This window comes from Luteolibacter yonseiensis (assembly GCF_016595465.1).
Taxonomy (GTDB): Bacteria; Verrucomicrobiota; Verrucomicrobiia; order Verrucomicrobiales; family Akkermansiaceae; genus Luteolibacter; species Luteolibacter yonseiensis.
In genome coordinates this window covers 821,696-840,373 of record NZ_JAENIK010000011.1, presented here as the reverse complement: position 1 = coordinate 840,373, position 18,678 = coordinate 821,696, and the positions used below count along the sequence as shown (strand labels likewise).

11 protein-coding genes and 1 tRNA gene are annotated in these 18,678 nt (G+C 57.8%); 5 read left to right on the top strand and 7 right to left on the bottom strand.

Annotated elements, in window-relative coordinates; translation table 11 throughout:
- Positions 1–2: 2 nt before the first annotated feature.
- Together JIN84_RS13430 and JIN84_RS13425 are read left to right on the top strand one after the other, a co-directional pair.
- Positions 3–458, top strand: coding sequence for a hypothetical protein (locus JIN84_RS13430; RefSeq protein WP_200351554.1), 456 nt, complete (start codon positions 3–5; stop codon positions 456–458).
- A 49-nt stretch (positions 459–507) separates the two neighbouring features.
- Positions 508–2,370, top strand: a complete 1,863-nt coding sequence (locus JIN84_RS13425) for a glycoside hydrolase family 32 protein (protein ID WP_200351553.1) — start codon at positions 508–510, stop codon at positions 2,368–2,370.
- A 149-nt stretch (positions 2,371–2,519) separates the two neighbouring features.
- On the opposite strand, the gene JIN84_RS13420 is transcribed toward JIN84_RS13425, so the two are convergent.
- On the bottom strand, positions 2,520–4,349 hold the full coding sequence (locus JIN84_RS13420; RefSeq protein ID WP_234043457.1) for a di-heme-cytochrome C peroxidase: 1,830 nt from the start codon (positions 4,347–4,349) through the stop codon (positions 2,520–2,522).
- Between the two features lie 98 nt (positions 4,350–4,447).
- Positions 4,448–5,692, bottom strand: coding sequence for a hypothetical protein (locus tag JIN84_RS13415; protein WP_200351551.1), 1,245 nt, complete (start codon positions 5,690–5,692; stop codon positions 4,448–4,450).
- A gap of 729 nt (positions 5,693–6,421) precedes the next feature.
- On the opposite strand from JIN84_RS13415, the gene JIN84_RS13410 reads away from it, so the two are divergent.
- Positions 6,422–7,714 (top strand): alpha/beta fold hydrolase, encoded by a 1,293-nt coding sequence (locus JIN84_RS13410; RefSeq protein WP_200351550.1) that lies wholly within the window; start codon positions 6,422–6,424, stop codon positions 7,712–7,714.
- A 183-nt stretch (positions 7,715–7,897) separates the two neighbouring features.
- Here the strand turns inward: JIN84_RS13410 and JIN84_RS13405 are convergent, their stop codons facing one another.
- Both JIN84_RS13405 and JIN84_RS13400 read right to left on the bottom strand, forming a co-directional pair.
- On the bottom strand, positions 7,898–9,826 hold the full coding sequence (locus tag JIN84_RS13405) for a peroxidase family protein (RefSeq protein WP_200351549.1): 1,929 nt from the start codon (positions 9,824–9,826) through the stop codon (positions 7,898–7,900).
- Positions 9,827–9,873: 47 nt separating this feature from the next.
- Positions 9,874–11,319, bottom strand: coding sequence for a hypothetical protein (locus JIN84_RS13400; RefSeq protein ID WP_200351548.1), 1,446 nt, complete (start codon positions 11,317–11,319; stop codon positions 9,874–9,876).
- A 461-nt stretch (positions 11,320–11,780) separates the two neighbouring features.
- On the opposite strand from JIN84_RS13400, the gene JIN84_RS13395 reads away from it, so the two are divergent.
- Both JIN84_RS13395 and JIN84_RS13390 read left to right on the top strand, forming a co-directional pair.
- Positions 11,781–13,514, top strand: coding sequence for a hypothetical protein (locus JIN84_RS13395; RefSeq protein ID WP_234043456.1), 1,734 nt, complete (start codon positions 11,781–11,783; stop codon positions 13,512–13,514).
- A gap of 27 nt (positions 13,515–13,541) precedes the next feature.
- A complete protein-coding gene (locus JIN84_RS13390) occupies positions 13,542–14,963 on the top strand; it encodes a DUF2235 domain-containing protein (protein WP_200351546.1) in 1,422 nt (473 codons plus the stop codon).
- Positions 14,964–15,073: 110 nt separating this feature from the next.
- On the opposite strand, the gene JIN84_RS13385 is transcribed toward JIN84_RS13390, so the two are convergent.
- From JIN84_RS13385 to JIN84_RS13375, 3 genes are all read right to left on the bottom strand, one after another.
- A tRNA-Arg gene (locus tag JIN84_RS13385) sits at positions 15,074–15,148 on the bottom strand.
- Positions 15,149–15,221: 73 nt separating this feature from the next.
- Positions 15,222–16,787 carry a thiamine pyrophosphate-binding protein gene (locus JIN84_RS13380; protein ID WP_200351545.1) on the bottom strand — a complete coding sequence of 522 codons (1,566 nt, stop codon included), beginning with the start codon at positions 16,785–16,787 and terminating at the stop codon, positions 15,222–15,224.
- Positions 16,788–16,835: 48 nt separating this feature from the next.
- Positions 16,836–18,644: an ankyrin repeat domain-containing protein gene (locus JIN84_RS13375; RefSeq protein ID WP_200351544.1), complete on the bottom strand. Its 1,809-nt coding sequence runs from the start codon at positions 18,642–18,644 to the stop codon at positions 16,836–16,838.
- Positions 18,645–18,678: the final 34 nt, after the last annotated feature.

The window sequence follows — 18,678 nt, the reverse complement described above, 5'->3', positions numbered from 1 at the left end:
TCATGTCCAACTGGCAAACCATCACCGCCCGCGTCGTCAGAGGCCATCAGGTCGCATCGGGAAAAAACGGCAACCCCCGCTTCCCTGGCGGCACGCTGCGGATGCAGGAACCTTTCTTCAACGCCCTGGGGCTGGATCTCGGAATCTATCACCCCGGAACCCTGAATGTCAGCATCGCGCCGCTTCGCTACCGTGTCATCCGGCCACGACATACATTCCATCAGGTAAAATGGCATCCCACCGAGCCTGCCGAAGACTTCTCCTTTTTCGACGTCCGTCTGGTCCGCCCCGATGGCGGACGCCTGGACGGCTTGATTTATTTCCCCCATCCCGAGACCAAACCCGAACATTTCCAGCGGCCGGACGTATTGGAACTGCTGTTTCCATACTCCGATGACGTCGGATACGGAACGGAACTGATCCTGGAGATTTCCGCCGCGCAGATGGTGATCGCGTGACCAAGACCGCTAACTGCTAATTTCAGAATCCACCCCAAAACCCTTGTCCATGAACAAATCACCTATCTTCATTTCCTTACTCGCGCTCCCGTTATGCCTGCCCGTGTGTCGCGCGGAGGACGAACCCATCGGTAAATTCCGCAAAACGGATTATGGAAACTGGCAGGCTGATGGAGATGCTTTCAAAAAGGGCCCCGCCCCGGGAGGACTGCTCAAGAAGCTGGAAATCGAAAACGCGGGTGAAGGCCCCCTCATCAGCAGCGAGATCGAGGATGACGGCCCGACGGGCACCCTCACATCGCCGGATTTCAAAATCACCAAGCCCTATATCGCGTTCCGGATCGGCGGCGGAGATTACGAGATGCACGCCTGTGTCGATCTCGTCGTGGATGGGAAAACCGTGAAACGCGCCACCGGCCGGAACAGCGACCGCCTGTCCCCCGTGTCATGGGACGTGAAGCCATGGCTCGGCAGGCAGGCGCGGCTCGTCGTCATCGACAAGGCCAGGGGCCATTGGGGCCACATCAACCTCAGCCAACCGGTCCTGACGGACGCGCCCGAAGCCATGCCCTTGGAAAAAGGCCGCCTCTATCAGGAGCCCCTGCGCCCTCAGTTCCACTTCACGGCACGACAATGGACGATGGATCGCCTCAATCCCGGCATGAGGCAGGAAGGCTGGATCAACGACCTCAACGGCATGGTCTATTACGATGGCGAATACCACCTCTTCGCCCAGCGCTGGCACAAGTGCTGGCTCCATGCCGTCAGCAAGGATCTCATCCACTGGGAGGAGCTGGAACCCGCGTTCTCGGAGGAAAATCTGGATGACGGCGTGCAATCCGGCACCTGTGTCATCGACTACCAGAACAGTTCCGGTCTCTCGCCCGACAGGAAAAACCCGCCGATGGTCGCGTTCTGGACCCATGCGGACAACCACAGCCACGGCATTTCCTACAGCCTCGACCATGGCCGAACATGGAAATTCCATGACAAGAACCCTATACTGGATTTCCCCGAACGGGACCCCAAGGTCTTCTGGTATGCCCCGGGAAAGCACTGGGTCATGATGATGTATGGCGGCGGCAAATACCATATCTTCACCTCCTCCAACCTTCTGGATTGGAAAAACGAAAACAACCCCATCAACGACGCCTTCGAGTGTCCGGACTTCTTCGAGCTGCCCGTGGCCGGGAATCCTTCTGTCAGAAAATGGGCGCTCGTCCACGCGGACGGAAAGTATTCCCTCGGCACCTTCGATGGAAAAAAGTTCACCGAGGAAACCCCGCGCCACCTCAGCGACGTCGGCGGCCATAACTTCTACGCCACCCAATCTTTCGACAACACCGACAAGGCCGACGGCCGCAGGATCCAGCTCGCATGGATGCGTGGCTCCGATTTCAAGGACATGCCGTTTTCCCAGCAGATCTCATTCCCCTGCGAACTGACGCTCCACGAAACCAAAGACGGGCTCCGCCTCTTCCGCCAGCCGGTCCGGGAACTCGACAAGCTCCGGAAGGACGGAAAGGAGCTCACCGGCCTCGCGGTGAAAGCGGGCGAGACAACATCCCTCGCCACCACCGGAGAACTGTTCCGCATCCGGGCGGAAGCCTCCATCCCGGAAGGAGCGAAACTGCACTTCAACCTCAGGGGATTCGCCGTCACGCTGGACTCCGGATCACTCGATGCCGGCACCGGCAGGCATGCAAGCTTCACTCCCGTGAAATCCATCGAGATCCTCATCGACCGGGCCTCCGTGGAAACCTTCATCAACCATGGAGAAATCTCCTGTACCCGCTATTTCCAACCCAAGGAGGAAGGGCTCTCCATGAAAGCCGAAGGAGGGGATGTCACCATCCACTCGATCAGTGTCGAAGGACTCAAATCGATCTGGCCGGACGCCGGACGCGAATGACTTGGAAAGTGGTCCACAGGAATCGAACCTGAACCCGAGGATCCGGAGGCCGCGTCCTATTGGCAATCATTGGAAAGCCTTGGTTTCCCCAGGCGATTCGACCCAAGCCTCTTGAGGAGGAGGGCGCGGCGGCAACGCGCAGCGGAAGCTTATCTCAACGTCTTCAAATACTCCACGAGATCCCAGCGTTCGGCATCGGTAAAGTCCCTGAAATTGCCATCCTCGCCTTTCGTCTGGGTGAAAGACGGGCCGCTGTGCCCTTTGTTGGAGTTGCCCGCAACCGGAGCTCCATCAGCGGCCTCGGTTTCAAATTTGAAGGACCGCTCCGTGGATGAACTGGTGAGAAATCCGACATTCCTGGGATCGAATTCCCGGCTGCCGACGAAGAACGACTTCATCCGCTGCTCTTGCGGCAGGAGCATTTGATAGAGATTCGGCACTGATCCGTTATGCAGGAAAGGAGCCGTCGCCCAGATTCCATGAAGCGGCCGGCATATATATCCCGTAGGAATATTGGGCGGCGCGGACGGATCGGGAACATGCCCCCCGGCCATTGCAAGCATCTGTTGATTGTCCAGTCCGGTCTCGTCCTTGAAACGCTTGATCACCCCCGCCACGGCGGCCTTCAGAAGCAGTCCTGCGGAAACCTTGTCCTTGGCCTGCTCGTCTGGAGGTAGATACGGCTTCAAGACTCCGGGAATGGATTTCCGAAACAGAAAATTCTCCACCATTTTCGGGTCGGTCCCTATCTCTTGGGGGCGTAGCGAACGAGTCTTGATGAACTGCTTTCCGGCGAGATTGGGCGGCGTCATCGGGTAATTGCCCTGTTCGTCGCGAAGCGGATGGCATCCCTTGCAGTTCTGCGAATAGAGCTTCGCCCCGCGCTCCGCTTTGCCGGCATCTATCGCACCAAAAACAGATTCGGGCCACTGGGGAGCCTTCAAGGAGTCGATCAATTGCTCCAGTCGATCCAGGTTCTGGATCCTCGCCGTGGACCTGAACTGTCCTGTCGCCGGCGCGCCATCCAGCTTGAGCTTGCCATACACTCCCAACACTTCGCCGACGTTCCGGGCTATCGCGTTGTCCGCAGACCGGTTCCATTGCACATAATCCAGAGCCCGGGCATACCAGAGATACGGAAAACTCACCGGCGCATCAGACACCTGGTGGTTCTCCGGTATCCGGAGCGCGGCCACGGTAATCTCGTTCACAATGGCTCCAAAGGCGTCAAGCCGGGCAAACCCGTAGGGATGCTCCGCCCGATTCCTTTTTACCAACTTTTCCAAGTGGATCGTGTAGGATTGCAGTTCGGCCTTCAATCTCGTGGTGTCGAACAGCCCCTCCGGTCCGCTGATTCCAGTCCTAAACCGCTCGAATTTAGCTGTGTCATCGCACGTTTCCCGCATGGCATCGGACAGCCTCACCAGAAATGATTCATGATCAACCATGGCGGGACCACCATCAATGCGGAGGGTGGTTTTGTTAAAAGTGATATTCGCGGTGTGGCAGGAGGCGCAGGTAAGTCCCAGCCACCTTTCAGCCTTCGGAAAATCCGATTTTACGTATCCTGGCTCGAACGACGAAAGCGATGGATCGATGTCGGCCGCGTCCGGACTGTCATCAAGAACGAAGCCGATTGGCAACTCATGCGGGTTTTCCCGGCTTGTTGGTTGCCGGATGAAACCCAGCGAGTCCATGTTTTCCGGAGAGCGGAACAGCTTTTCACTTCCCGCCTGTTCAAGATGGATGAACCACTCGAAGGGAATCAGTTGGGAACCCTGGTTTTTGAGATAAAATTCCGAACTTTCCGCCCTTGTCCAACCCTGCTCAAGCCAGACCGGTCCCTGTCCGGAATGGCCTTCACCGCCATCAGGAGGCGCGGCTTCCAGATGCCCCTTGTTGCAGCCGGCGACACATGCCAGCAGAATCGCCAGACGGCCTGCTTTCACGAAAGGTAAAATGCTTTTTTTGATATTCATGGCGGTTGTTTCGCGCTTCAAGGTTTTCGTTGGAGGGAGATGAGGGGATGGACTTCCGCATAGGGTTGACGAGGTGAACATCCAAATGCCGGGGAACCTCAAGGTGCCAGTCTCGGGAGATAGATCTTGTTTATGAACTCGGCCGATTCGGCGGTTTCATTGAACGCCCGCCGGCTGACGGTCTCGATTCGTTCACTTTTCGGCCCCCAACCGAAGTTACGGACATTCCATTGGGTTTTCGGGGTAACCGGCTCTCCCAATTTGGAGAGGCCGGGGGGCTTGGCGAACGCAAAGGGTCCCGATTTGATTTTCAACAACTCCGCCCGGGTTGTCTCGGTATGGCAGCTCACGCAGTCCGTATTGAAGAAATGCGAACGGACGGGATTGCCTATAATATCCACAATGTCCCGGTTTGTCGCCTCCCCGTCTAGAACAGGCCTTCCATCATCCCCCTTTTTGGCGATCTGCGCCTTGGCTCCAAGGTCCAGACCGTCTTTGAAAAGAACAGCCGTCGAAACACCCCGCCTCATATCAAGGGGTACGATGCTCTGATTGGTGATCGGCGAACGGTTGTTCGTGACAGGTACGGGCAGGACCTCCGGGCCGGAGAGAAAACTGAGGGCCTGGGCCTTCTGCTCCTTGTCAGGCATGTTGAATCCCGGGGCAACCACGCACTTTCCATCGGGAGTCACAATCACCGCAACGAAGATCCACGGTTCCTGACCATTGGGAAGCCCCATGATCGCCATCGCCCGCAGCCTCCCCTTCGGCAAATGTTCGCGCAGGGTATCCTCCATGGCCTTCCTGACCTTGGCGGAAGCCGAAGGGCTGGCCAGTCCGGGATGCACGCCCATCTCCCGACCCGAAGTAGGCGCGTTCAAGCTGGCGGAGACGGACTTGACGGCGGCGAGGTCTCTGACGACCTCCAGGAAGGCGGCTTCGTCGGGTATCGCCTTTGGAAGCAGATTCGCCCCGTTGGCCGCACCTGTGCCGCTTCTGAAGCTGTAAATCAGATGGATCGTGATGTCGTGAGGCGCTGGAGGGTTGCCCGTAACCGGTTGCAGAATCAGCCGGATCTGGGGATCACTTCCGAATTTTTCGATGATCTCCGCCCCAGCCCCCGGGGCGCTCGGATCGAAACGGACCCCGGCGATTTTCCAAACCGACATTTGACGGACCTCGGAAGGCAGATTGATCCGGAATCGAGGCAAAGCCGCATCTTTCCCGTCGGCAATGGCCAATATCCCGTCAAAGGCCGACTTGGGCCACAGCGGTTCACCCGCCGCCGTCTTCAACGAGTCCATCGAGATCACGGCGCCGAGATGCTCGGGTTTGGACGGCATAGGAAACAGCCAGGAAACATCGTTCACATCGAAATGCGGTGCTTGAGCCCGCAGCGGAGAGGCAAGACCGCCAACGGCCAATAGAAGAGAAGCGAAAATTGGTGCGACTGGATTCGTTTTCATGTTACTAAAGCTGGCTGCGTGAGACAATGATCGGAGCGGTTCAATGAACCGCTCTCCGGATGAAAAGATTCTGGCGGCTGTCCTTCCCGCTCCGGAAAAGCCGGACGGCACGGCTTTGTGACCCGCCTTGGCAGACAATGTCTTCGTCCAGGGGATGGACGAGGTGGCTCGATACCGATTCGTCCTCGCCGGGGTTCATCTGGACGGTTTCTTGTTCACCATGGAGGAGCGGGAGATAACGATTGGCGGCATCCTAACGGAAACCACAGTGACGGAAAGAAGAAAAGACGTGAGGCGGCAATTTATATATAGCAGATCCGCTTCCAGGAACCCGGTCATGAACGTGGCGGGAAGCGCCGGACGTTGAAGGCGCCGGTTCCCGTAATAGCCGGCAGAACAACACCCGTCACAAATGAAATTTCAACATTCCCTAAACAAGAAAGGCCCTCGGATTAGGATTGCGCGGTCAGGTCATATATTCTAACACACGGCATGTCCGGATTAAGATTTTTACTTGTCGCGCTGGTGGCTCTTGTCTGCCCTATGGTCACATCATGCTTTGTATCCCGGACAATCACGGGCAAACTCGCTCACAAGCCGTATCGGATGGATAATAAAACCAGCGACGAATCCGCGGCCTTCGCCAAAACGTTGGATCCGATTCCGGGCGGCCGCGGAGGCCGCCCCGTGAGCCTGGGCTATGTGGAATTCGACGACCAGGGAGAAATGTGGCGCATGAACAATCAGGATGGCGGGACCACACAACTGATCATGCTCCTCAAGGATCTGAAGGAGAAATCGGCAAGCGGCCCGCTCAAGGTGGTGGTGTTCATCCACGGATGGAACAACAACGCCAGTCCGGGAAACGAGACCGAGGGCAACCTGGCCAGCTTCAAGAAGATGCTGACCGAGCTCGACCGCTCCTCAGGCACACCGATCTACGGCGTGTATGTCGCATGGCGCGGCACCTCATGGCCCTATCCTACCGGCATTGATCTTTGGGACCGTGACGCCGCCGCGAAGCGCATCGGCGGACCCACCATGCTGACGGCCTTGCGGTCGATTTCCGCAACCGCCCGCCGCAATGCGAACGGCAGCGTCGTCATGGTGGGCCATTCGTTCGGAGGCAAGATCCTGACCCAGGTGACCAGCCAGCATCTCGCAGGCGAAATCGGCCGGGCGCTTGGCGAGGACGGCACCGAGATCACGCCCTTGGCCGACACGGTCGTGGTGATCAACAGCGCGACCAACTCGCAGGAGATGAGACAGGTCAACGAGCTCATGCAGACCCACAAAATCACCTATCGCCGGGGTGGACTCAATGTTCCTCTCTTCGTGACCATCGCGAGCGAGTCCGACTTTCCTGTGCGGTCCCTGCTACCAATATACCTCCGGTTCAACCGCGACGTGCTTGCATTCCCCGATCGCTCCGGACACGTGGCAAACCGCAAGGAGAACGATGCCCTCTACCGGGCCATGGGGCATAACGCCGATCTCCTTAACTTTGAGTTCACCGGCTCACCGCGCTCTTATCCCCGCATTCCCTGGACGGGAGACGAACCTCTCAAAGAGATCGTCTCGAAGAACTTCAGGAACGGTGCCAGGGCGACCAATGATGGACTTGATCTTTGGCTGCAGACATCCACGGACCAAGCGAGTGGCAAGGCGTTCCGGCTGGTTCCAAAACACATATCTCCAGATGGCTACCAGTCGCCTCACTGGGGGTTCACCGTTCCCGACTTCGCTGTTTCAGACCATTCGGGCCTCTGGCAGCCTAACTTTGTCGCGCTTGTTTCCGCCCTCGACGGCATGGCCCGGCCGTCGGTCCGGGCGCAGGTCACCACGCCCAAGCCCAAACTTCAGATCCAGCGCCAGATCTATGACATTCCGACTGAATAAGAACTCCCGCATTCCAACGTTCCGAAATCGGGCCAAGCGGAAGAGGGACGGCTGCTTCCGACGGTTTCCCGATCTGCTGATATCCTCCCCTCTCCGGGTCCTTTTGCCGAAGCAGGACAAAGCGGTCGACAGATAGCCTGCCAATCGCCGCACTGTAAGACCGCCTGACGGACCGCAGGTCCTTCAGGACTCCGATCCCGATGACTTCCATGGAGCAAAGGGATTCCCGACTCCCTCGAAGGCGGGCGCGAGCTCAGGATGATGGCGGAGGATCACCTCCTTCATACCGGTTTTCCGTATCCATTCCAACCCCGTCCCGGTGTAGATTTCCTCACGATAATCGGTGGTGAAAAACCGGTCGCTTTTCAGCCGCCTCGAAGCCATCAAGATGAAGATGCGGAATGCCGTATCGCTGAACCCGAAGCCCTTTGGCAGTGGTTCGCAAAACATTCCCACCATCGTATCAACCTTGTCCAGCTCGCCGTAGATCGTTTGGAGCTTGGCAGCAAGGGCCGGCCTACCTCCTGAGAGCTCATCCCAGCTTTCAATCGGTTTCATCCGCAGCTGGCGCCGGAACTCATTGTAACGCGGAACACCTCTCTCGCGATCCCGCAGGATGTCGACAGCCGCCAGGTCCAGCTTCTCGATCGCGCCCTCGGCGTCCGGAGGAAGTTCCAAGGCGCGCAAGAAGCCCGGATAGTTGTTGATGGTGATCGCTCCAGGATGCGAAGTGCCGAAACTATAAATCGCGTCGCTCATGGAAGCGCCGTCACGGAAGGGCCTCCGCGCCTCGCCAAAGGCGATCTCCGTCATCCCATAGTTTCCGAGCACCCGCCCGTTCCTGTGGTTCCGAATTTCGACTTCGTCCGGAATCAAAGGGTGGAGCCGATAGACCGAAGAAAATTCTTCAGTCAGGGCATAGGGCGCGCCGTGATGGTCGGTCTCGGACAGGGGGACGCCTGTGAAAACATCCTTGATCACCCCGTCGGGAAGAAATCCCGCTATCTTGCGGGCCAAGCCCTCACCGAACCAATGCCCGACCAGGCCCATCCAGTTGGCGTCCAATGCGGTCTTGATTGCTGGATGGGCGAGGATCCCCGGAGTCCATTCGACCGTGTGGATCTTGGCCATGACCGCACAATTGATGAGCCGCGCCCTTTCAAAGATCTCCTGTTGCCCCAGATGAGGTTCAGCCGTTGCCAACAAATCGCAGATCTCATTGTGTTCCTTTGCGAAAAGGGTGTGCAGAATCTCAAGTCCCAGCCACCAATTGTCCGTGAACCCGCTCATGGTAGTACCGCTCAATGGTGCAGGGGGAGCCCCCGGCTCGGCCGTCACGACCGGCAGAAAGCCCGCGGCATTGATGTAAAGCCTTCCATTGCGACATAACTCGCCCGTGTCAGGATCAAACCTCAAGGCCCGGATCTCCTCGTCCGTTTCTCCATAAATCTGGGAGGCATCCCACCATTGGGGATCATCGTTGCGGAATGCCGGAAACCTGGCATTCAGGGGATCTGAATTGGTGGGATCCGGACGGGTCCGGCGGAGGAGCATTGTCGGACTTTCCCAATCTCCTTCCCTCGGGACCAGTATGGGGTCGCCTCCCCCCGGGGCTTCCCTCTCATGATTGAACCAATCATGAACCTGGAACTGTATCCAGGCGGCCGCAAGAAGATTGAGGGAAGTCGCCGGAACGAACTCCTTGCGGGCAAGGAGCTCCTTGCTCACCAACAACGGGTTGGGCTCAAGCAGATCCGATCCAACCTGCACCGGCGACAGAGGCAACATGTTGCGCCCCAGTCGTGAATGGCGGCATCCCATCGCCGGGAAGCGCATGTCATTCTGCGTCCCGCCGGTTGTCCGCATCTTGGTTGTGTTGGGACCGGGATGGAAGGGACATTCCTTCTTGGGCTGGGTGAGGTCACCGTCCGTATCATGGAGGTTATGTGCCCTGAGTTCGATGCGGAACGAAATCAGGTTCGCCACGCCGAGCAGTCCGGGAAGCCTGTGCCATTCCACCCAACGGTTGATGCGGCGAAAGATCGCCACGGTTGCTCCGTCGATGATCCGCTCCCCGAATCCCTTCCTTTTCGTATATCGGCTATCGCTCATGGTCATCTCCGGTTGCTCGGCTCCGAGACTCTGGCCAGCTCTGGACGTCAATCATTCCCTTCTGCCGGAACCGCCGGCCGGCTGGCGATCCACTTGTTGATGAATTCGGCCGACTCCGCCGCTTCGTTGGCGGCCCGCCGCGAAATCGTTGGCAAGGTTTTTCCGCCGTCGAAGAAGTCCGGGAACCATCCGAAATTCCTCACATTCCAAGAGGGCAACCCCGGTGGACTTTTCCCGGATCGTCCCGGCAGGAGTTTATCATTGACGCCCGAGATGCCGTCCGGCCGTTTGAAAGCGAATCGGCCGGACGGATCGTCAATCCCAAGCTCAACCTTCCTGCTGAAGTCCGTATGGCAACTGACACAGTCCGTTGTGATCGTATTCTGGAACCGGGGATTGGCGATGATATCCGGCACGTCCCGGATTCTTGCTTCAGAAAAGGGTCCGGCGGAACCTTGTGCGAAGAGAGGATGACCCAACTTTGCTTCAATCCCCTTCTCGAACAACAGCGCGGTGCTTATGCCGAAGCCGGTGGCGGGATCCGCCGAGGGCGCGGGCACAACCTTATGGTCGGCCCCCGGAAGCGCGATGAACATCTGCGCCAGGACAGGCGCGGCTCCGCCCTCCTGCAATGGAGGAGCGAAGCCACCCACCGCACGTGGCCCGAACGCCGTGTCAGGAGCTCTCGCGACGGAAAAGAATATCCACGGTTCCGGAGGTTTGATTCCCATGAACGAGACCACCTGGAACCGCCTGCGGTTCAGATGCTTCATCAGGAACGCCTGCAACCTGCTCTGGAAGCCCGGAATTTTTTTCACAAAACCAGGATGGACATCCAGCGGAACCCCTCGTGTGGCCGCACCCGCTGAAACGAGATCACGGATCTCCTTCAGATCTGCGACAATCGCATCCAATGCGGCATCATCCGCTTGGAAGGGAGGCTGTATTTTTCCCCGGGCATCCGGCTTGAGGAAATTGAACACCACATGGGCGGCATAATCGTGCACCACCACCCTGCCATCTTTCACAGTGACTGGTTGCGCGATCAGGCGGATACCGGGAATCTGGCCAATCTTTTCCAAGACTTGGGGAGAGGTCCCGGCCGATGCGGGGTTGATCCGTATTCCCGCGATTTTCCAAGTATGAACCTTCGTCAACTCCTCTTCGAATGTGATCGCGAACTTTCTGGATGTTCCGTTCACCATGGCTTCCACTTCACGGGCGCCGGCGGTCTCGATGACTTGTTTGAACAGGTCATCGGGCCAGATGTTCCCATCCGAACAGGGATGATCCATCGATATGAGCTGGTCGACGTCCTCCGGCGAGGTCGGTACTGGCCACAGGAAAGACACGTCGTTCACGTCCAGTTGCACGGGCTGGCCGTTCGCGGGAACGAACAGAAAGGTCGACAGTAACGCGGCAAGACAGGCACCGCAGGACGAAACGCGCCGCCGGAACCTCCCTGCCCCATCCGACCGGAATATCAATGTCATGAGTGTCATACGAGGAGATATTAAATCATTCGAGCCCGACCGGTCCAGATAACACCATCACCCCGGATGTAATCAGCTCAAAACTGATTTTCTCTCTATCAGGACTTGTTAGTAATGCCAGCCATTTTTACGTATTATTACTATTTATCCGGAACTTCCAACAATGACGGATCGATAGATGATCAAGAGTTATGAACCATCTCCGCTTTGAACCGATGACCACGAGGGCCCAACCCTCATATGAAGCTACCGGCGGCGGATTGACATATTCGCCACGATGCCGTCCAGAGCTGCGAATCATCCCGTTACCTGTCACGTCATCCGCTTGTTCTATCAGACCAATCTTGACTTCCCGGATGATTTCATCAGTCTGGCCGCTATCCAAGTAAATCTACTTGGAGAACTTTCCGTCCCCTCAGATCATGCTCCCTCGCCCACGGACCATTTTCCTCTTATTCGGGATGCTGATCGTCGCTCTCGGCCTCTACGGTCTGTTCCATACGACACTGACCAAACTGGATGCCGAGTCCGCCTACATCAGCGGGCACGCCGGTCACACAGCAGTGTCAGATCCGCCACTGGACAAAAGCTTCGGCATTGTCTTCTGGATACAGTCATGGGCGTCGCTTCTGCATCCCGGCCTCCTCCGCTCGATAGGAAGATACACACATGCGGCTTTATCCAATCCATTGCCAATCTTCATCTCAGGCACAATCATAGGACTGGGCATGCGCCTGAAGGGTCGCCGCGAAGCCGTTCCCGCCTGGATCCGCAGGATTGGCACGGGAGCAGCCATTTTCTTTTGCGCCGCCGCCGTCATATTTGCCGGGGAAGCCTTCATCTACCTCGCCCGATTGTCGCTCAACCAGTGGTGGCTGTTCCTGGTAGCCGGAGGTTGCTTTTGTCTGCTGGTCATTCTGTTCAACTCCGAGGAGCTGACGGAAAAATGGATGATGGTGGTCTCCAGATCAGCGGTATTCGCCGGCCTCGCCGTCCTCTTTCTGTTGGGATTCTACTGTTATGCCGTAAACCGCTACAGCAGCCGCACGGCGGAATTGGTCCGCGAACAGAAACATCAGGACCGCATGGATTATCGGGAACTGGTCGCTGGTCACACCCGATCGCCCGATTTCAAAGCCTTGTTGTCACAAGCGGAGGACCTCATCAACAGCGACCGGGAGATCTCCCTCGCCATGGCTCGTTATGTATTCAAGGAGTCCTCCGCGCTACCACCATCCGATTCCGATGACGCCGATTCGCCCGAATGGAAGACCAAATCATTTACCGCTGTCTTCCCGCCACCGCGTTATTTGCGGAATCAGGACCGCTGGAACGACATCCTCGCAAAATTCGTCGACGGAAACACCACACTCCAATCATTTGACAGCTACCTGCAAAAATGCCTGTTCGGAAACGAGGATCTGAGGGGCCTTGTCCCCTACAAGACCTATCTCGACATTCTCCGCGAAGAACGATACCCGCGAAAAGCCGACCTGCCCAGAACAGCCCTCGACGCCGGTTTCGATGGTGATATCGAAGCGATGAAGCAACAGTTCCGCCTCCGCGACTTTGACGAGCTGAACGAATTGCCACCCCACTGCGAAATCCTCTACACCGGCGACGAAGAAGCCACGGCGGAGAAAGCCTGGAAAACGGCGGAGCTCCTGCGGACCACCAGGCGCTTCATCATCCCCGATCCCAAATTCATACCGTTTGGCATCGACGGGAAAGATCCGGGCATGAGCCTCTGCATATTCGCACGGGGCGACGCCGACTACCGCTCGAACATCCTCAAGATTCTCGAAGTGACGGAGCTATATATTCCGCCAAAAGACACGTCCAAAAAGGCCCTGGACGAAGATCTCAAACAATTCTGCGACATGACATTCACCAACTTCGATCTTTATAGCGACGGCCGGATGAATCAACCCGAACGCCAGGAAGCATTGGAACGGTTGCGGACCCGGGTCCGTGATCTTTCCACTTCGGATCCGGTCTCCTCCAATAGGGTCGAGCGTCTCAATAACGAGATCTCAAAACTTGAAAAGCAGGAAAAGGTTGATGTGGACCAAGCTCCCAAATTGAACTCGATTTCACAGCGCATGCGCTTGAAGCGCGAACTCACCACTTTAAGTGAATACCTTGAATTCGGCAAACCGGAGAACCATTTCGAAATCTGGATCGTTCCAAACTGAGGGACTACGACACCTCCCACCATCAGTATGAAGAAAAGGATCGTCATCTGCGCGGACGGCACTTGGAACAAAGCCGAGTTGGCCGAGGAAGAAACCGGCAAACTGACTTCAACAAACGTTTCCAAAGTAGCCGCCATTGTCGCTCGGAAGGACGATGCCGGCCTGGAACAAATTGTCCTCTATGTCGAGGGCGTCGGTTCGGTCCAAGGAGAGGAGGTGACCGGAGGAGCCTTCGGGTGGGGGCTGAGCCGGAACATCAGCCTGGCCTACAAATTCCTCTGTGACGTCTACAACCCGGACGACGAAATCTTCCTTTTCGGTTTCAGCCGCGGAGCATACACCGTTCGAAGCCTCGCCGGACTCATCTGCAACAGCGGCATCGTTCGCGATCCATCCAAGATCGCGGATGCCGTCGCCTTATATCGGGAGAAGAACACGCCCGATAAATCCAAATCCATCAAATCCAAAGTTTTCCGCAATCAATTCAGTCATCCCGCCTCGGTTCACTTCATCGGCGTCTGGGATACCGTCGGAACGCTGGGCCTGCCTCTCATGAGGCATTCTCTCGCGAAAACCTTGGGATGGGAGTGGGATTTCCACGACACCAGATTCGACAAAAAGGTCGCGAATGCCTATCATGCGGTCGCGCTTGACGAGCGTAGAAGCAAATTTCAACCCGTCCTCCACGGAACACCCGAAGAGGGGCACAATGTGGTTGAAAAGTGGTTTTGCGGGGTGCATTCCGACATCGGAGGCGGCTATCGGGAGACGGGACTCTCCAACATCACATTGGAGTGGATGGTTTCCGCGGCCTTCTCGCACGGCCTGGCGGTCATTCCCAACTGGCAGGAATTTCTGGGCATCGATCTGGAAACACTGCCGGACAATCTGATGTCCGCCAATTATACACAACTCGCCTTGCCGCAGTATGAGAGGCATGAGGAATGGAAGGGCTTTTTCAAGTGGGCGGACCGGGTGATGGGCAACCCGGATGGATTTGTCCGAGACCCCGGAAACAATCTTCACGAATCCGTCAGGCATGTCCGCAAATTGTTCGATGACAACGTGCTCGTGAGAGCCGATCTTTATTGGAATGACTCCGGCATCGATGTGGTCGCGGGCAAAAGATATCGCCTGTTGGTAAACCGTTTCGAGGGAGTGTGGGACGCTGGCATCCCTGTCCCGGACCCGAGTGGAATCACCAGAGTCTCGCGCATCCAAAGCCTCCTGGGCTGGCTCAAGCGTTCGAAGATCCACCGCTACATGCAACTCTTGTGCACCGTCCAACGGGATTCCTCGACCATACTGGCATTCGAAGGGAATCAAGTGGAATTCATCGCGACCAAGAGCGGGAAACTCTCCTTTTTTATGAACGATGTTCCTTGGTTTTATTGGAACAACCGCGGATATGCGACCATCCATATCGAAGAGCTCGGAGACGTCAATTGAGCCTTTCCAGAGCTACGGGCCGACTACCTTGTCCCGAAGTGATCCAGGACCTCTTGTTATCGCGCGATCACAACATTTATATAAACCACTTATTACAAACAAATTGTTAGTGGTGGTCCCGTCAGGAATCGAACCTGAACCTACGGCTTCGGAGACCATCGTCCTATCCATTGGACCACGGGACCAGTGCGCTTGCGCTTAGGCGGAAAGGGGTAACGGGCGGGACGATGCTTGGCAAGAACAGGATTTTCTTTTCTCTCAATGCCTGATCCGGTCCCACGCGGCCCAGAAATCCGCCGTCTGGGCGGCGTCGGGGACGATTTCCAGCAACAAGGTTTTTTCCCCAGCCTCGAACCGGTCGAAATCGTCCACGGTGCGGACGCGGACGTGGTCCATGTTCCAGAGGGTCGCGAGGCCGGAGAGATCGGCGGTTTGCGGATTGGTCATCCACTCGGCGGCCCGCGGGCTCATGGTTTGCAAACGTGGAAGGCGTTCGAAGATTTTTCCGCCGCCATTGTTGATCACGACCAGCACGCGCCCCTGGCAGTTGATCTGCTCCAGCACGAATGGCGCGGCGAGATCATAAAGGGCGGTGAGGTCGCCGACGACGGCCCAGGTTTCACTGACGTCCGCAGACCAGCCGAGCCAGGTGCTGACTTGTCCGTCGATGCCGTTCGCCCCCCGGTTCGCCCGTACGGAGGGAACGGGCCGCGCCCATTGGGCGAAAAGGTTCCACTCGCGGATGGGCATGCTGTTGCCAAGGAACAATCCTCCGCCGATGGATGCGTAGTGGGAAAGCGTGCGGAGCAGCGCGGGCTCGCTGTCCGGATAGATTTCCAGGAGCTCATCGATGCGGTTCGCCCGGCTGGAGGCGGCGGAAAGGAGGTCCAGCGCGTCGTCCGCGAATTCAATGTCGCCCAATGCGGACAGGACGCGGTTGAGCGTCCCCCGGATGACATTCGACTCCCGTGCGAGGCCGGGCAGGCCGTTGCGGCAGACCGACCATACGGAAACCTGTGGCAGATTCTCCAAATCTCTCCAGAAACGGCCGCTCGGAACCTCGCCGAGGCGCAGGATTTTCCCTGGCGGATGCGCCTTCAGCACGCGGTCCGCATCGTGGATCGACAAGCGTTCCAGCCCCTCTCGGAGGCCGCTGGTGGCCTCCGCCACCACCGGCACGCCAAGGTCGTTGCAAAAATGGAACACGTCCTCCCGTTCGTCCGGTTCCAGTCCGCCGACCATGACGACGATGCCCTTGTAGTGCTCCTCCCGCAGCCAGCGCGCCAGCGCCGCCACGTCGAGGCGGTCCTTCGCCGGACGGAATTCACCGAGGGTAAGCCGTGAGAAATTCTCCTCACCCGGCTCGAACTCTTCATCGAACTCCGCGTTCAGATGCAGCGGCTGCTTCCCATCCCAATCGGCGAAGGTCCCCTGCCACGCGTGGTTTCCAAAAATCCCCGGCTGCACGATGCTCTGCGGAGCGCCGGTTCCCCGGAACGACTCCGGACGATCCGCCGTGATGGCCACCAGGGGGCGCGCCTGATAATGGGCCTCGATGACCGCGGGCAGAAGCTCCGCCGCCGCCGTGCCGCTGGTGGTGATGACCGCGCAGGGTTGGGCGGTTTCCATCGTCCGCCCGAGGGCGAAAAATCCGGCGCTGCGTTCTTCAAAATGCCGCCACACCCGCACGAGTCCGGCGGATTCCGCCCTCGCGAGCGCCTCCAACAGTGCCGCGTTCCTCGCACCGGCGCAGACGACGTACTCGCCCACGCCCGCCTTGAGACAGTTTTTCACCACATCTACCGCCGGTTGCCATGAATTCACGGGGCTGTGCTACCTCACCCGGCTGACAATGTCCAAGCGTGTGTTCGCTTAGTTTTTCCGGCGGGTGTCCCCATACCTTTCACTACGGATCTCGATGATGTCTCCCCACTTCAGTTGGTCGCCTTTGGCATCCTTTGTCAAATTCCGCCACTCCTTGCTGTCGGGATTCCATTTGCCGATCCGGATCTCGTTGAAACCTCCCTGCGCGTCACGACGGATGATGCTGAGCACCCAGCTGTTTCCCACCATCATTTTCTTTATTTCGTCGGTCGCCGCATATGTCATGAGCGGCTGGAGATCACCCGCGGCCCCGGACTTCGTTTCCAGAACCCTCATCTGACGTTTGTAAGATTGCTCCATGCTCCCGTCGCTTCCGACGGTGCCATACAAAGGGGAATCCAGCGAGAGAAGAAGCCTGTCAGCCCGCCAGGATTTCGGGTAGATGACCTTGTCCAGCACCGTGGTGAGCATTTCCCCAGAAGCTCTCGACATCATTGCCTCCGGCTCCTCCATCAGTGCTCCATGCTTCAGATAGGTCTCGAAAACGAGCGGATTGTCTTGCGAGCGTCCGGAAATCACGGAGCCGACCGCGGTGAGACCATCCTTGTCCTTCGCATTCAATTCCACCCCCAACGAAAGGAGGTAATCAACCATCTCCGGACTCCTGGCAGCAAACAAAACGGTGCGCTTGTTCTCATCCACAGCCTTCGGATCCGCTCCCGACCCGACAAGCAATCTGGTCGTCGGCAGGCTGTCCCTCGATACGGCGGCAATGAGTGGTTGAATCCCTCCCGACGGATTGGAATATCCGAACCTTCTTCCCATATTGATGAGTGGTTCCACCAGGTCGCCATTGTATCTGACAGCGAACAGCAGATCCCTGGAGAATAGCGCTTCTCCAGGATCACCATAACCCGAGATGGCGCTTATGATGTCATGGGCGGTCGTGTTCCTGCGGAAACAGATGGCGAGGAGAAGGGAATTCAATGGTTCGTCCTTGATCCATGCCAACTGAGGACCGACGCGTCTGACATCCGCCCCGGCCTTGATCAAGGCGCGCGCGACCTCGCGGCGGTCATAGAGGATGGCGAGATCGAGCGCCGCCCACTCTCCGCGCAAGTTGCCCAGTTTTTCATCTTTTGGAGGAAGCAATTCATTGATGTTCGGTCCGAATTTCACGGTTTCGTCGATCTTCGCATTCGCGGCGAGGAGAGCGTTCACCACCTCCAGACGGCCATGGATGGCGGCGAGTTGCAGGGAGGTGAATTGCTCGCGGATCGTCCGGCTGTCAACGTCCACCTTTTGTTCGATCAGGTAGGACAAAACCCTCATCCGTCCGGTGACCGCCGCGAGGTGCAGGTGGCGCCAGCCATTCTCCGTCGCCCCGTCGATCAGGTCCGGGCTGCTACGGCCGAGGCCCTTGAGTTGCTCGATTTCGACATCCTCCGGATCTTTCGGCGGGGGCCCGGCCGAGGTGCCGGCGTCCGGAGCGTTTGGCAGGGCCATGCCGAGCGCGGCCAGATTTTCCCGGCTCATGCGGACGAGATCGGTTTGCTCGGGGAATCTCTGGGCCACGGTGCGGAACGCGGCGGCGGCGGCATCCCTGTCGTTCTTCTTGCGCGCGATTTCCCCGAGGCGGAAGGTCGCCGTCGCCGCGAGCGCTCGCTGCCGGTCATGCGCGGCGACCACGGCGCGGTAGCTCTCGGCAGCCTTGTCGAAGTTCCGGTTCGCCTCCTCCTCAAACAGCCCCAGACGGAGCAGATCTTCCGGTGTGGCTTCCGCGGCACGAAGGCCGGACAGCAGGAAAATCATGGCGATGGCGACCATGGAGCGACGGGATAGGATGGATGAAGTCATGGCCGGAGTGTGCATGAAATGGAAAAGCGGGTTG

Coding starts and splice junctions, on each gene's coding strand:
- JIN84_RS13430 (WP_200351554.1), top strand. CDS start 3: ATGTCCAACTGGCAAACCATCACCGCCCGCGTCGTCAGAGGCCATCAG.
- JIN84_RS13425 (WP_200351553.1), top strand. CDS start 508: ATGAACAAATCACCTATCTTCATTTCCTTACTCGCGCTCCCGTTATGC.
- JIN84_RS13420 (WP_234043457.1), bottom strand. CDS start 4,349: ATGAATATCAAAAAAAGCATTTTACCTTTCGTGAAAGCAGGCCGTCTG.
- JIN84_RS13415 (WP_200351551.1), bottom strand. CDS start 5,692: ATGCCGTCCAAACCCGAGCATCTCGGCGCCGTGATCTCGATGGACTCG.
- JIN84_RS13410 (WP_200351550.1), top strand. CDS start 6,422: ATGGATAATAAAACCAGCGACGAATCCGCGGCCTTCGCCAAAACGTTG.
- JIN84_RS13405 (WP_200351549.1), bottom strand. CDS start 9,826: ATGAGCGATAGCCGATATACGAAAAGGAAGGGATTCGGGGAGCGGATC.
- JIN84_RS13400 (WP_200351548.1), bottom strand. CDS start 11,319: ATGACATTGATATTCCGGTCGGATGGGGCAGGGAGGTTCCGGCGGCGC.
- JIN84_RS13395 (WP_234043456.1), top strand. CDS start 11,781: ATGCTGATCGTCGCTCTCGGCCTCTACGGTCTGTTCCATACGACACTG.
- JIN84_RS13390 (WP_200351546.1), top strand. CDS start 13,542: ATGAAGAAAAGGATCGTCATCTGCGCGGACGGCACTTGGAACAAAGCC.
- JIN84_RS13375 (WP_200351544.1), bottom strand. CDS start 18,644: ATGACTTCATCCATCCTATCCCGTCGCTCCATGGTCGCCATCGCCATG.